The organism is Paenibacillus sp. J22P59 (assembly GCF_059383895.1).
The window spans coordinates 74,034-89,365 of sequence record NZ_JBXENX010000004.1 but is presented as its reverse complement, the minus strand read 5'-3'; the positions used below and the strand labels follow the sequence as shown (position 1 = coordinate 89,365).

The 15,332-nt window shown below is 48.1% G+C and carries 8 protein-coding genes; all 8 read left to right on the top strand.

What is annotated here, in order from left to right; all coding sequences use genetic code 11:
* Positions 1-25: 25 nt before the first annotated feature.
* Positions 26-1,792, top strand: coding sequence for a vWA domain-containing protein (locus tag AC50YO_RS07850; RefSeq protein WP_494845555.1), 1,767 nt, complete (start codon positions 26-28; stop codon positions 1,790-1,792).
* A 24-nt stretch (positions 1,793-1,816) separates the two neighbouring features.
* Positions 1,817-5,206 (top strand): tubulin-like doman-containing protein, encoded by a 3,390-nt coding sequence (locus AC50YO_RS07845; RefSeq protein ID WP_494845552.1) that lies wholly within the window; start codon positions 1,817-1,819, stop codon positions 5,204-5,206.
* Positions 5,207-5,208: 2 nt separating this feature from the next.
* Positions 5,209-7,599, top strand: a complete 2,391-nt coding sequence (locus tag AC50YO_RS07840) for a transcription initiation factor TFIID (protein WP_494845549.1) — start codon at positions 5,209-5,211, stop codon at positions 7,597-7,599.
* 59 nt (positions 7,600-7,658) lie between these two features.
* Positions 7,659-8,939, top strand: coding sequence for a vWA domain-containing protein (locus AC50YO_RS07835; RefSeq protein WP_494845545.1), 1,281 nt, complete (start codon positions 7,659-7,661; stop codon positions 8,937-8,939).
* Between the two features lie 22 nt (positions 8,940-8,961).
* Positions 8,962-9,591 carry a beta-mannanase gene (locus AC50YO_RS07830; protein ID WP_494845541.1) on the top strand — a complete coding sequence of 210 codons (630 nt, stop codon included), beginning with the start codon at positions 8,962-8,964 and terminating at the stop codon, positions 9,589-9,591.
* A gap of 25 nt (positions 9,592-9,616) precedes the next feature.
* A complete protein-coding gene (locus tag AC50YO_RS07825) occupies positions 9,617-10,876 on the top strand; it encodes a TRAFAC clade GTPase domain-containing protein (protein ID WP_494845537.1) in 1,260 nt (419 codons plus the stop codon).
* Positions 10,876-13,875: a GAP1-N2 domain-containing protein gene (locus AC50YO_RS07820; RefSeq protein WP_494845533.1), complete on the top strand. Its 3,000-nt coding sequence runs from the start codon at positions 10,876-10,878 to the stop codon at positions 13,873-13,875. Before AC50YO_RS07825 ends, AC50YO_RS07820 begins: the two co-directional genes overlap by 1 nt.
* Positions 13,876-14,633: 758 nt before the next feature.
* The gene (locus tag AC50YO_RS07815; RefSeq protein ID WP_494845529.1) at positions 14,634-15,299 is read left to right on the top strand and encodes a 4'-phosphopantetheinyl transferase family protein; all 666 of its coding nucleotides are present in this window, start codon (positions 14,634-14,636) and stop codon (positions 15,297-15,299) included.
* Positions 15,300-15,332: the final 33 nt, after the last annotated feature.

Genomic DNA, 15,332 nt, shown 5'->3' with positions numbered 1-15,332 from the left:
CGTCCTATTACAAAGGAGTATAATTATGAATAGAGTTACACGTTTTTCACGCCAGCTTTTAGTGATTGCCGCCATTCTTCTGCTGCCCTTCAGCAGCTTATCGCAAGTGTCAGCAGCACAAGGGGGCTCACAGATTGATGCGGTGCTCGTGCTTGATGTGAGTAATTCAATGAGCACCAGTGATCCGGGCAAAATCGGCAATGAAGCAATGAAGATGTTCATCGACATGCTGCCGACAAAGGGAGACCGGGTAGGAATTGTAGCCTATACCGATGTGATTCAGCGGGAGAAAGCACTGCTCGAAATCCAGTCGGGTTCGGATAAAGAGAACTTGAAGAGCTTTATTGATCAGCTGAATCGGGGTGCGTATACCGACGTAGCAGTGGGGGTCAAGGAAGCCGTACAAATCTTGAAGGATGGCTCTGATCCGAATCATGAGCCGATGATTATATTGCTTGCTGACGGCAATAACGATTTCGACGATAAGTCCGGTAGAACGCAAGCCCAGTCTGACGCTGATATGGACAAGGCGATTAAGGAAGCGAATGACAGCGGCGTGCCGATCTATACGATTGGCTTGAACGCTAATGGCAAATTGAATAAAGAAGCGCTTGCTGAGCTGTCCGATTTGACCAAGGGCAAGTCGTTCTCCACGAATTCGGCAGATGATCTGCCGCAAATATTAAGTGAAATTTTTGCCAGCCATCTTGAGCTGAACGTGGTGCCTGTCAATTCCTTCACGGCTAACGGCAGCTATCAGGATGTGAAGATTTCGGTTCCTAACTCCAATGTGCTGGAAGCTAATATTTCGATTATGTCCTCCAAGCCAGTAGAGGCGAAGCTTGTAGATCCATCAGGCAAAAGCGTTCCAATTCCGTCGGATGACGTAATGTTGTCTAAGTCGAAGAGCTATTCCTTAATAAAGCTGCTCAAACCAACGGAAGGCGATTGGACGCTGCAGGTTAAAGGCGTTAACCGGGACAAAATCGATATTAACCTTATTTTTAACTATGATCTGAGCTTGGCGATGGACCCGCTTGCAACGACGGCTTATTCCAAAGGCGACAAGGTTAAGGTCAACTCGTATTTGGTTAGCGGCGGGCAAAAGCTAAAGGACGATGCACAATACAGCAACATGAGCGCAGTTTTACTCGTTAAAGATTTAGATACCGGTACAACGAAGGAAATTAAGATGGATAATGCCGGTGACCATTTCGAAGGTACTTATAAAATTGCCGATGAGCATGACTATGAGATTAAAGTGAAGGCCGAGGAGGCTAGCTTCTTTCGGGAGACCGATGCGGTTACGATTACTGCAAAATCCGGACAGACTGCACCTGGTCAGCCTGCTGAGCCCAAGAAGCCATTCCCTCTTATTCCTGTCATTCTTGGAGCTGTCGGCCTAATTGTATTGCTTGCAGCCGTGTACTACGTAATGCGAATGATGAAGCAGGCTAATCGCGGCTTTGTCGGTCAGCTCGTCATCGAGATTCGTGATGAGAATACGGGAGACAAAACACCGCCGCAGTATAAGAAGCTCTCAGCCTTCAAGGGCAAGCTTCAGCTCCATCAGCTGCTGCAGCTGGCGCCTGAGCTGAAGGAGACGGAGAAAGTTATCTTTAGACCGGGCAATAACGACCGCATCATGCTGCATAATGATTCTGCCTGCATGATTGAGAAGTCAGGACGCGCGATCCAGACAGCAGATGGATTGGAATTGAAGAGCGGTGACCGAATTACGGTTTCCTTACAGCATGTAGACAAAATGATTTTTATAGAATATCTCGTATAAATCGTCCCTAGGGGGTAATTAAGAATGAAACCAATCGTTAGAGAACATATACAACAACTGGATGTATCACTTGGCGGCGGAATTGTCAGCGAGAAAATTAGAGTGGATACGATCGACAACCCGATCCTGATCATAGGCTTGGGCGGTACCGGCATCGACGCGCTGCTGCGCTTGAAATACCAGATTAACCGCCGCTTTAAGCTGCCTGCGGACCCTGTCACCAAGAGGAAGAGCGATAAGCCCGACAATGTTGAGTTTCTGGCGTTCGAAACGAATGAACAGGACCGCAACAAGAAATATAAAGGGATCGGTCTCGATCCTATTAATGAATTCGTACTGTTATCCAATGCTGAGGTTGGAGGCTTGCTGCAAAATCGCAGCATTCTAGAGCCGTACATTACAGACTGGCTGTCCCCAGAGCTGAGTATTACCGATGGAATGAACGGCGCTGCCGGCGTTCGTCAAGCAGGACGGCTGCTGCTGTTCACGAAGATCAATCAGGTCGTGCAGAGCATTGATAAAAAAATCAAAACACTGTCAGTCGGAACGAACAAAAAGCTGATGGTGTTCCTGCTTACAGGTCTATCTGGTGGAACGGGCAGCGGCTGCTTCCTCGATATTTCGTATATCGTCAGAGGCATTATTGAGCGCGATCATGGCTCTGCTGGCATCGACCGAGTGAATACACTTGGCTATTTGTTCACGCCGGACATTAACCTTGCGAACAAAAGCTTGAGCGACCATACCCGTGAGTACATTAAGAAGAACGGATATGCCGCGCTTAAGGAATTGGATTATTGGATGAATGTAGACGGCCGAGGGGAACGGTTCAAGCAGCAATATGGCAGCATTCTGTCGGTTAACTCTCCATTGCCGCCTTTTAACCTATGCCATCTTATCTCCGCTACGAACGCGGAGGGCAAGCTGCTGGAGAATGCCTACGATTATTGCATGAATGTAACAGCAGAGAATATTACAAACTTTATTTCCAGTGAGGAAAAACAGTCTGGCGAAGAATTCGCCATTCATGACTATATCAGCAACATCCGGACGAATATTGCCCAGATGAATAAGCTGTATCCTGCCAACTACGATTACAATATTATCGGAGCTTCTTCGGCTGTATTGCCAATCGAGGAAATGACGACGTATTTGGCGTACCGGCTATTCAATAAAATGGATAAGATGTTCGAAAAGGCGCCAAGCCAGGACGATGTGGAGAAATTCGCCCGCAAGCTTGGCATCGATCTCGATACGATGATGAAGACCTTCGATTCACGTGTGCCGGAGCCGCTGCCTGGCTTCGAGAACAGCGAGCGCTTAAGCTACAATAACGTTATTAAGATGCAAGCCGTGAATATGGATACCGAGCTGGAGCAGAACTTCTTGGCTCGTGCGCGTGAGGAATACATTAAGGCCAAGAAGCAGCTTCCGGGTGAGATCGTTGGACAATTCACCGATCAAATTCGCCGTACCTTTCTTCATCCTGAGCAAGGGCCGTTCTATGTATCGCGCCTTTTGTATACGGAGAAGGGCTTCTGCTTGCTGAAGATGCTGCTCTCTTATATTGAGACGCTTCGCGAAGGGCTGTCACGCCTACCTCGTGATATCGAAGCAGCTAGAGAACAAGCAGAGGAGCGTATGGGAGATGCGAAGAGTGCGTTCGTGTCCAAAGACAAGAAGAAAAACAATTATATTGAAGCGAAGATCAATGAGTACTGGCTTCACGCCGATGTGGAGCGCATGGAGCAGATGATCGAATTCTATGAGGATCTGCATCAGCTGCTGAACCAAGAGAATAATCGAATCTATAATGTATTCACTGAAATTCTTGATGTGCTGAATTCGATCTTTGCCAAGAATGGCGATATATTGACGAACAGTGAAGAGCAGACCGACCATAAAGGGAACAAGACGTATTACTGGAATATCGTTGATGTTCCCGATATCTCGGATGTCATCAGCCGCTTGATGGACAAGAAGGACGGAGATGATCTGATTCGTGACTTCACTCAGGAGCTGCTTGACCATTCGAATCTATGGGTGAAGGAGCAGGAAATCGACATTGTCAGCTCGATCTCGGAGTTCTTGACTGACAAATTCGGTGATCTCATTACCAAATCAATGGAAGACTTCCTCGTTATGAAATACGGTAATGATGAGTCTATTGATAAGTTTGTAGAGCGGCATATCGCGAGCAAGCTGGATGAGGAAGCGATTCCTGTCTTCCATCTTAGCAACAGCTCAGGCAATCTGCATGTGCCTTCATGGGGCTTCGTATCTGTGCCAGTGCAGGCGCCTAGCATATTGCGAGGCATCCGCAATTACCAGAATAACTCGATTGGCAAGTCTCACTTCACAATTAAGGAAAGTGAAGTCAAGAACCGGATTTTCTGGCTGAATACGAAGAATGGTGTGCCTCTGTTCGTCTATACGCCGCTCAAGGTCTATGAGGAGAGCTATGAACGCACCATTCTGGACAAGGAAGGCATTGGACGTCACTTGGTGCAGACTGATCGGGTCAATTGGACGTATTTGCCGTCGCCGATTCCAGAGAAATCATGGGGTGACACGTACGTCAATCCACGGGTTCAGAGCTATAATGCCAAAGTCCGTGCCGAGTTTATGCAAGCAGAGAGCTATCGAATCATTGTGGAGAAGGGCAGCGAGCATAATACGAGCAATCGTTATTCGGTTCGTTACACGAAGCCACTCCACCTTGCGGATGTGCTTGCTCCGTTCAATATGCAGCTGGATGCAGCGAAGCCTAATCTTGGGGAAGTGAAGCGTGCGCTTAATGAGCTGAAACGCCTATTGTCTGAGGGGCTTCAGCTCGATTCTACGAAGGATATATTCGGAAGCTTCTCCGAGGAGCTAGCACAGGAGAATCTAATTCGCTCACCAGAGCAGCTAAGAAGGGTTCGTGAGGAATTAGCGAAGTACGAGGAGATTTCCGCGAAGGCTGCTGAGCTGGAGCAATTGCTCAATCAGCATCAGGACGAGGAAAAGTGGTTCGATCAATTTATTGAGGCACTGTACACAGACACGATTACCAAGAAGGGTGCGCTATATGTCTATGACCGGGAGCCTGAAGAGGAGGCTTGGTCGCCTTTTGCTAACCTGATGAAGAGCAGCAGCTATGTCGAGCATGAGGTGTTCGAGAGCTTCCGTGCTCTGGAGGAGAAGAATCGCAGCACACTAATGCGCAAAGCGGCGCGCAGAGTAACTGAACTGACGGCAACAGAGGATACGAAGCTGCTGCTTCATAAGCTTGAGGAGCTGTTCGGAGCCTTCCTTGATGCACGCGAGCGCCTAGAATATGAGAAGGTGGAGCTGGCGAACGGCGAGGAGCTGTACCGGTTCTATAAGGAAATGACGACCAAGCTTAATGAAATTCTCAGAAAGCTGAAGTAGCTATGAGTGTATTGCTAGATAGATTCGCGGCCGATTATTCGGCCGCTGAGCAGAAGCTGAGAGGTCTTGAGGATGATCAGAGCAGCATTCATTATCCCACTGTCTTTCTATTCATTGGCGATGAAGCTGGACATGCTATTGAGCCGATGATTCGTTCTAATGAATTGAAGTGGGATAATAGTGCAGGCGTTATTTACCTCCATGTATCATCCGGAGCGGCAAATGCGGATTTTGCCTATCGCGAGGCGGATAATGGTCGATCTGCCGAAAAAGTCATACATGTGCCGATGAGCGGACTTACGACAGCTGACAGCGATAAGAAGACAGAACGCAGGGATATCGGAACAGCCTTTCATCAAGAGGACCGTCATCTCGTTGAGCTCAATCGAATGCTGCGGCAGGTTAGCGATAGAATTGCCGATTATGGCCGATTGTATGCCTCTTTTGATCGTCTCCACCTTGCTATTATTACAAGGGCTGATGATCCGATGAGCGTGCTTGTTCCCGAAATATCATTGCTGGCGCAATCTATATTTCTACAATTATTCAAGTCCGTGCAAATGGATTTGTATGCATTGATCAGTGAGCGAGAGCAGTCTGGCTATGGGAGTGCTGCAGGAATCAGCTTCCTGCGTGAGCTGGAGGGAATGCAGCAGCCTGATTATTCCTACTCAATGAAGCTGCAGGTAACGAGCGACGGCTTGTCCATCCCGGTCATTCATAAGCCATCGCCCTTATTCGATCTCGTGTATTTATTATCTGATCGGAATGAGCGGGGAATGACGACACTGGGCGGCATGCAGGACAACTATGAGATCATCTGCCATATTCTTTTGCTCAAAAACAGGAGACGGAAAGACGCACAAATTCAGTCGAATGACGGAAGCTATAATAATTCTTCCTTCAAGAACAGTCTGATGGCTGAATCGGGAAGGCAGGGATTCGTATCTGCGGGACTTGCTAAGGTGAAGCGCCCTAGTTACTCTATTGCTCTTACGGTGCTCTATCACTTCTTTGCCCAATTGACAGAACGGATGAAGAACGTTCCTGAACAGGGGAGTAAGGAGAAGCTGGCTTTCTTCGGACTGGACAGTAAGGCGATGGAGGCTAAAACCGCTGAGATCGTACCCGATGAAGGCAACCTGAACGACATGTCAGGGCTCTTGACGAGCGGTGTGCGTTATGAGCAGCTTCGCAGAATGTCGCTGCGTGAGGCAGAGGAAGCTTTGTTCGGGGATGGCTGTAAGGTGTTCTTCCATAAGCATTTCACCGATGCCGCGAAGAAACGTCTTGGTGAGATCGAGCCAGCAGAGGAGCTGCGCCGTACCGTTGCCCGCAGCAGTAAGGAACAGCCGGAGATTTGCTTCTATCAGGTAGCGGAATGGACGGATGAGAAGAATGAAGCGGGCAGCGTGGTGGAGACACTTCGCGCTAGAATGCGTGATTTGGTTCGAGAGATTGATCTGGCTCAAGAGGAGCTGGACCGTATTCATGAAGTACGTGTAGAGGATTTGAAATTCCAACGTATTCCGTTCATGGATAAACAGAATCTGCGTGCTTTTATTCGTATCTTTTTCGATACGGTCTATCGGCTGAAGTGGCAGCTCTTGCGGCTGGAATCAGAGCTTGCTCTGTATCGGAGACTTGCAGGAGAGCTGGAGCAGCTGCACGAGGCTTATCGTATTCGTGTGCGTCAGATGGAGCTGCTGGAGGCAGAGCTTAAAGAGACGGCGCTGCAAAGCATTCGCCTCGCGGACGATTATATCGGGCAAAATATATTCGATTATTATGAACGCGTAACCGAAGGCATCATGGCGGATATGGAAGAGAAGCGCGGCGCAGGCGTGTTCTTCGAGGAGCGTCTTGTTGGCAATGTGACGGAGCTGCTGGAGCAGGGCAATCAAGCGCTCATTGAACGGCTGATTGAGGTATGCCGCAAGCACATCTTGGCTGCTGAGCCATTCGCACAGACCTTTGAGGAGGAGCTGCTGCTGCGGGCGAATGTATCGGTGGAATACACCAATCGCAAGGCTTTATCACGGGATGAGCTGTTCCATAAGCTGTATCGTACGCTGGAGGATAACGCAGCGATTAACATTCGGCTTCTCGACTATACGCATGAGCATCGTTATGAAGAGAAGTATTTGTTCGGAGACCGCGAGAGTGAATTCATTCGCTATGCTCTTGGCGTGGATGAGACTTCACGGATATATAAGCTGGGCTGTGTACATGAGAAGCGCAGCAGCGGAGTAGAGAAATTAAATTTAATGGGCGGCTTCCATTTGGAAGACTTGATGTATTACCGAAACGGTAAAGTATATTATGAAACCTATTTGCAGAATGGGTATGAATTTCATGTGCTTGATCCCGCTCTTCTGCCGGAGCTTCGCTAACCCGGTATACATCGCAATAATCGCTGAGTCCATTAGCAAGCAGAAAGGGTGCAGTCATTATGCAACGGAAAATAAATATGCTTCTTCTATTATTCAGTTTAATAGGAGGGGCAATTGGATTCGCGATCGGTGAGGTTATACTAGGCGGGCTATCGGAGGGCTGGCCGCGGTTTGTCGTTGTGGGCCTCTACTTTGGTGTTCTTGCACTGTGCATTGGATTATCTTGTCTGATTGCCGAATTGATTACGCCTCGGTTGAATGGATCTTCCTGGCGGCAGCGTTACACCGGGTTATCTTGGATGCTGCTCGTACCAGCGACGCTGGTTATGCTTTTTATAGCAGGAGGCTTGCTTCAGCTTAATTATGGCTTGTCCTATGGCGGCGCGAAGCAGATAAAGGATATCGTGCTAGTCATTGATAACTCCGGTAGCATGCTGGAGACCGACCCTGACAACGAACGGTTCACGGCTGCCAAGCAGCTTATTGATAACATGGAGAAGGATAAACGAGTGGCTGTAGTTGGCTTCACGCACACGGCAGAGCTGCTGCATCCCTTCACCAGCGTAGCTTCTCAAGCAGATAAAGATTCGGTATACGCCGCGATTGACCGGCTGCAGCCGAATGATGGAGGGACAGACTTCAGCGCGGCATTGTCCGAGGCGCTTGAGATCATAGAGGATAAGACAGATGCGAAGCGCGGGACGATGGTGATGCTATTGTCGGATGGCTTTAGTGATGCCAGTATCACTCAGCAGCTTAAAGCTTTTCAAGAGCAGCAGATTGTTGTGAATACGATTGGCCTTAGTGTCGTAAACGATCAGGGCGCCGTATTGCTGCAGGATATCGCTAATTCGACTGGCGGCAGATATTATGATGTGACGGAAGCAAATGGATTAACGCTCGTCTTCAAAAATATTTACGATACGATTGATAATCGGACACTCTTAACTGAGCGGACTGGTCCGCTGGCAGACAGTACGTTCTATACACTGCTGCGTATTTTATCATTCGCGATTATTGGCGCTGCAATTGGCGTAGCACTGGGATTAATGTTCGACAATCGCTTCCTTGCTATTAGCTTTGGCGCTGGAGGCGTTGTCGGCGGTTTGCTGGCAGGCTATATTCTCGATGCCGGATTGTCCGGGCATACGCTCTCCGATGGCTTATGCCGCCTGATCGCAGCTCTTGTGCTTGCGGCAATCATTGGCTTATTCACATTAGTAATTCCAATCGGTGAGAATAACAACAAGAAGCTGCGCGGTGGGAGAAAAGGCATAAGCAGCCGCTCCTCGGAAGGGGTAGGCGGACGGACGAGGGACAGCCGCAGCCATGGATTCTAAACGATGCAGGAGGCGGACTTAAATGCGGTTTATTGATGCAGAAGAGGATTCTCCAGTCATTAGCGGCTTGACCCGAATGCTAGAGGAGGATCGCTGCACGCTGCGCTGGATTTGGCCGAGCGGCATAGAAGCCGTTTATATTGGAAAAGTGCCTGCCGAGCAAGCAGACGTAACGTCTACGGATCATGTAAAGCTTTATACGAAGGCAGAATACAAAGCGAATAACGGCTATCACACTCGTATAGATGGTGTGGGGCTGTATATTTTCACCGTATATGCCTCCGTGGAGGGGAGCGGCGGCCCGCTGCTCATCCTCCAGCCTAATCAGGACAATCGAATAGAGATTAGTGCCGGCAAGGCCAAAATTTATTATTCGATCTCAAGCAAAAGCCTGTTATTCAGGAAGTACAAAACGGTTCAAATACAGGTGACGACAGAGGTGCCGGTTGCAAAGGATGTACTCTGTTATGTGAAGAAGCAGGGCGGCTATCCAGCGAATAAAGAGGATGGCATGCTATATCCATTCGTCGCCCCTTTTGCAGCGGGCAAGAACACTTTGCCTGCTATTGAGATTGGCAAAGACGATTATATTCGTTTGTTTTTCACTGATGGCCGAACCTACGGACAAATGTATGAGTTAATTTCAGTATAAAGATTAAGGCAAAGGAGGAACTCGCATGAGCATCTTTGATCTATTCAAAAAAAAACCGGAAGCAAAGCCGCGCCCATTGTTCTACGATATCGTCTGCCCTTATTGCTTCAGTAAATTTACGCCGGACGAGGTTGTTTTCCGGGCTTCTCATTCCCGTGAGGATGATGAGGATTATGCGCTTGGAGAAGACGAAGCCTTGAACAAATACCGTGAGCGCTTTGGCCTTGATTCCGTACATGATATGGAGGCCGTGCTATATCCTGATGACGTGCCTATGGAGCATCGGATTTACTCTGATCATGTATTGATTGGTCTTAATGATCGCTATGGTGAATTAACCCGCAGAAGACTCTGCCCCAAATGCCATAATGAGCTTCCTGTTACGGCAGGGAAGGTGCCAAGCAACATTATCTCGATTATAGGCGCCTCTCAAGTAGGGAAATCCGTCTATATGACGGCTTTAATCCATACTTTGCAGAATACGACAGCCGATCATTTCAATGCGGCGTGCATGCCGCTGAATGCCGAGATTAGCCGCAAGTTCCGCACTTATTATGAAGAGCCCTTATTTGAGCGCGGCGATCTGCTGGCTTCCACTCAGAAGGAGAAGATGCAGGAGCCGTTTATTTTCCAATTCGTATTTAAGGATGAATCTAAGCCGCCGCTTACGCTCGTATTTTTTGATGTAGCGGGCGAGGGTATGGTCGAGCAGGATTATTTGAGCCTGCATGGTCAGCATATTAAAAATTCGGCGGGTATTCTCCTAATGGTAGATCCGCTGCAAATTCGTTCGATTCGCGAAAAGATCAGAATCAATCTGGGTGACAAGCCTGGTGAATGGGTATCCCAATATGACGAGCCTCGTGATGTTGTATTGTCCATGTTCGGTGATTTTATTGCTTATCAGGAGAATAGTAAAACCGATATTCCGACCGCTGTTGTGCTTACGAAGAGTGATATGCTTCATTCTCTCAAGGATGAAGACGGCGAGTATATCAAATCGAACAGCAATATATTTAATAATATGATTCATCGCAATTATTTTAATCTGACGGAATTCGAGAATATTGACGGAGAGATCAGGCGCTTCATAGAAAAGGTCGATCGTCCGTTCAAGGGAACGATGGATGTCTACTTCAAGGATACAGCTTATTATGCGGTATCGGCGCTCGGCAGCAATCCGATTGACCAGAAGCTGCAAACGGTCGTGAGCCCTATTCGGGTAGACGAGCCCTTCATTTGGCTGCTCTATAAGCTGAACTTTATTGAGGGGAGAAGAGAATAGTGCGCGATACTACACCCCGTAGAATGATCCAGCAGCAGCTGTACGCACGGGAAAGACGCGGCATTTTCAGATCCACGGAAGGCTATGACACGATCGCCAAATCAAGCAGGCTGGACCCTTCTTTCATTAAAAAGGTGCTTCACCCGCTATGCGTGTATGATGCTCCGAATGAGCTTGCAACGCGGGGCGAGAAGGATGGAGCAGCGTATCCTGAGGCGATGCACTTGCTTCATCAGGAGAATGGCGATGTCCTGCTAGGGCGCAGTGTCTATCAAGCAGCGGATTTCACCGGCCTTCGCAGCGCGTTTTTCACCCATAACTATGTCATTCCAAGAGAACATGCCAGCGAGTCGTCCAGCGATTATGAGAGCTGGCTGCAAGCTTCTTTCATAGATAGCTATGATATTGATCAGGGCACAGAAATTAGTGAATTAGCGAGCTTGCCGGTTCAAGCTGCCTCAGTGAGGCCTTCCTATCGTTCTGTACTGACGCTGCTGAATATAGGAGAGAAGACCTTTAAGCAGCTTCTGTATGCGGTGATGATGGCAATTGGCGGCAAAAAGAAGGTCTATATTTCCCTTGCTGTGCCAATTGTCCAGCTATCGTATAATGCCAAGCAGCTGCTTTCTGTGCTGTATGGAAGCTTGCCTTATGCTTATCGCCAACAGCTTGGCTTCATCACTTATGCCAAAGAGCCGCAAAGCCGAAAGTCAGTTCATGTAACCTTCGTTGAGCAGGGCAGCCTGCGTCCCAATGATCGAAACATTGAGAAGGACTATATATTCGACTTCGCCAATAATCGGTTCATGAATGTCGATCTCGATGGAGCCGACCAGCCTTACCTGGACTTTGCATGGGACAACCTGGATCATCCTGCGCGTGCGAATAGCTTCTTTCAATTTGCGGAGCAGATGGTAGCTGGGATGGGGGCAGAGCGTCAAATCGCGGCTTCCAGCTATCATGAGCTATGTGTCATGTACCAGATTGAAGAGGGCAATGAGAGGTTATATGAAGCGCATAAAACCGCAGTCCTTCGCGGGCTGCTCGATTATTTGAAGCCGCCGGGCTCGCAGGAATCCAGAATGCGTCTGAATGATTTATTCCTGTCCCGGTTCGATTATGAATATGATCAGGTGCGGCAGGGTGTCGTGCCTGAGACGTTCATCGTCAATGCGTTCAGAGATTATTATCAGATTGACGGTAAACATAGCGAGAGCAAAATCGTCTCTTATCTCATTCTCGCACTCAACAATGCCAAGCTGAAGAATGATCAAGAAGCTTCGTCTTCCTTTTATAAGGCGATTGAGAGCGATCCTCCCCTTAGTAAAGCATTCTTCAATAAGCTGCTGACTGATCCTAGGCTGGCAAACAGCGTGCTCATTCCTTTTCTTGAGAAGAAGCTCAAGGCTGCAACGGCAGCAAGCAGCTTGCTGGAGCTGATCGAGCAATGGGGAAGCGCATATCCAGCGCTGCTTGGCTATGGATCATTCCAAGAGCTCGCTCATCGGCAGCTTACGGAAAAGCTGGAGCGTGAGCGTCATTCATTAGCCGCGGCGAGCAAGGTTCTCGAGCAGCTGCGAAGGCTGGAAGGTGAAGCGCGGTCAGGGAGAGGGAATACAGGAAGAATGCCATCGATGTCCTCTTCCCATGAAGCCATTGAACTTTATCAGGAGCTGGAGCTTGCTGCATATAAGGCAATGCTGTCCAAGGTCGAGTTGGAGAGGCTGAGCAAGGAGCAGCTTGCAGAGGCAAGCTTCCTAAGCTATAAGGATCAATTGCAGCGCTGGAACGGGCAGCTGCAGGATACTCGGCAGAAGTCAGCTGCACTTGAGCTGCTTGCCCTCTATGAATGGTTCGCTCTCCCTGAACCGACCGTAGCCATATTCAGCAGATTGTCCTTGCCAGAGACAACTCGCGTTCAGCAAATAGGACTTAAGCTATTGGCGGGACAGCTGGAGCTGGCTGATTCACGGCGACTCGTGCTAGGCTTCCTGCGGAGCTCGGATATGGAAGCGGTAGATTATGCAGCCCTGCTGGATTATTTGCAGCGGAACGCTCCAAATAAGGAGCTGATCTATCGTTTCTTCCAATGGTCCGAGAAGCAGTCTGAGTTCATGAAGTCGAGAGGCTTCGTGCCAGCCTATACGAGCGCTATCGTCGGTTATTTCAAGAAGCATGACCGCGAAGCCTTCAAAAAACGCTTGAATCGTAAGCAATATTTCGATAAGGCTGGTTCGGCTCTTGCAGCTGCTTATAAGCAAGCAGAGCGGGAGGTTTCTTCGCCGCTCGCCAAGTTTTTTCGTCAAAATCGCAAAGCGACGCTGATCACATCTGTTGCCACATTAGGTGTTATTCTAATTGTCGCTGGCATTATGCTATCCTCCGGCAAAGGAGAGGATGAACCGATTGTGCCGGAATTGCAGCCGACACCTACAATTGATATTGCTCAGCCAGCTACGATGGTATATGCAGAGCAAACTGTCGCGTCTGAGGGCCAGGAGGCAACGACCGCACTCGTATTCTTGTTCAAAGATGCAGCCGTATGCACACAGTTCTCACCGAGTGCCTTAACGATAGAGTCGCCCGGTGCTGCAGCTGTTGAATACAAGGAGCTAACATTCACTCCAACATGTAAGGCAGACACAGCGACTGAAGGAAACACAGAGGGCGGTTCACCAGAGGAATCGGAACAGCCAATAGAGTCACCAGTAGGAGCAGAGATTGAGTCTGCTACTCCATCCGCTAGTCCGTCGGCAACGCCTGTTCCTGATAATGCTTCTGCGACCGGAAACGATGCTGCGGCTACACCTGATGGCACCAATGAGGAGACTCATCCTCCCGTTGGAACCGGTGATGGCAGCAACAGTGTATCAGCGGCGGATTATGCCAGTAAAGTCGTTGTACAGCTAGACAAGCAGGTCGAGCTTCCAGCTAACAGCATCATTCGTGTGGGGGAAGAGGAATATAAGCTTTCCGTGAAGGAAGCTGTTGCACCTTAAGTATCTTTATAAAGATGTGTGGAGGATGAAAAGCTATTCTCCAGATGATTAACCGTTCTATGAAAAATGGCAGGCTACACCTTCCATTTTTCATAGAACGGTTTCTTTTTTATGCAGAAGCGGCAAATAGGAATTCCTAACCACTAGTGTCGGGACACGAGGCAGTGACCTCACTCTTCTGTGAGGCTAAACTCACTCCTATCAGCTGTTCAACGGTACGACATGAGAACAATGAGGCTAACCTCATTGCTTATGAGCCTGACTTCCTGAGATATGGGATTTCCCTCATACCTTCCAACATCCCTCACCGCTCGGTCCAATTATAGGTGCTTTTCCTCATTTATATATGATTTTGCCTCATATCAGTGGCCGCTTCCTTACTCTTTCTGCACCGCGCAGCTTATAGTATGGGATTGAGTGACGTCAGCAGTCGATCTCACACTCCAACTAGCTTCTCTCTTGAATGATATTCAGTAGTACATTATCACGTAATCGCTTCAAGAAAAGAAGAATTACTCCTTTGAAGCAACGGTAGGCATAGCTAGATTAAGTATTCAGTCAGTAATAAGGTTCATTACATTTAAGTCAGCTTTATAGACGTTTCTGGAAGATTATAGTATAGTATGGCGAATGAATGGAATAAAAGGGAGGGTGGCGTAACTGCTCATGTTCACCGCAATCGTGCTAGCTGAGCGTTACACCTACAAGAGGTATTTATGACGATTCATTCCGTTTGCGCAGTGCAAATTCCAACCGCTATGCCAACAGATTTATTCAATGAATTAGTTGGACATATGTCGAATGATAGACGAGAGCGAACTCTGCGCTTTGTTAGAAAAGAGGATGCTTACCGTTCATTGTTCAGTGAAATGCTGATAAAAACACAGATTAAGCAGTTAATCGGTCTTCCAATTAAAGCGATCCAGATGGATAAAAATAAGTATGGTAAGCCTTATATTATAGGCAACGATAATTTGCATTTCAATGTTTCTCATTCTGGCTTATGGGTAGTCGCAGCTCTATCAGAATCTGCTGTAGGGATAGATGTCGAGGAGAAAAAAACGTTCGAATTTCTGGACATTGCGCAGCGTTTTTTTGCGCCGGAAGAGATTGAAGCGTTGCTGCATGCAAGCGATCAATTGGATTATTTCTACTCGATCTGGACCATGAAGGAGAGCCTGATTAAGCAGGTAGGGATGGGGCTTTCGCTTCCGCTTAATGCCTTTAGCATACGAACAAATATCGAGAACGGTTCTTTTACCTTATATGAGGATGAATGCTATTGGTTTCAGCCTTATGCGATTCATGACGAGTACAAAATGGCTGTATGTTATAAAGAGGGAACAGGACTGCCTCCACAAAAAGTGGCTGTACTTGATACTGGGGAATTAATCACCTCGTTCCTGAACTCTGTTCAGGAATAATGGCATGAATTCCACTGGTCGAGAGCAAACTAC

Coding starts and splice junctions, on each gene's coding strand:
- AC50YO_RS07850 (WP_494845555.1), top strand. CDS start 26: ATGAATAGAGTTACACGTTTTTCACGCCAGCTTTTAGTGATTGCCGCC.
- AC50YO_RS07845 (WP_494845552.1), top strand. CDS start 1,817: ATGAAACCAATCGTTAGAGAACATATACAACAACTGGATGTATCACTT.
- AC50YO_RS07840 (WP_494845549.1), top strand. CDS start 5,209: ATGAGTGTATTGCTAGATAGATTCGCGGCCGATTATTCGGCCGCTGAG.
- AC50YO_RS07815 (WP_494845529.1), top strand. CDS start 14,634: ATGCCAACAGATTTATTCAATGAATTAGTTGGACATATGTCGAATGAT.
- AC50YO_RS07835 (WP_494845545.1), top strand. CDS start 7,659: ATGCAACGGAAAATAAATATGCTTCTTCTATTATTCAGTTTAATAGGA.
- AC50YO_RS07830 (WP_494845541.1), top strand. CDS start 8,962: ATGCGGTTTATTGATGCAGAAGAGGATTCTCCAGTCATTAGCGGCTTG.
- AC50YO_RS07825 (WP_494845537.1), top strand. CDS start 9,617: ATGAGCATCTTTGATCTATTCAAAAAAAAACCGGAAGCAAAGCCGCGC.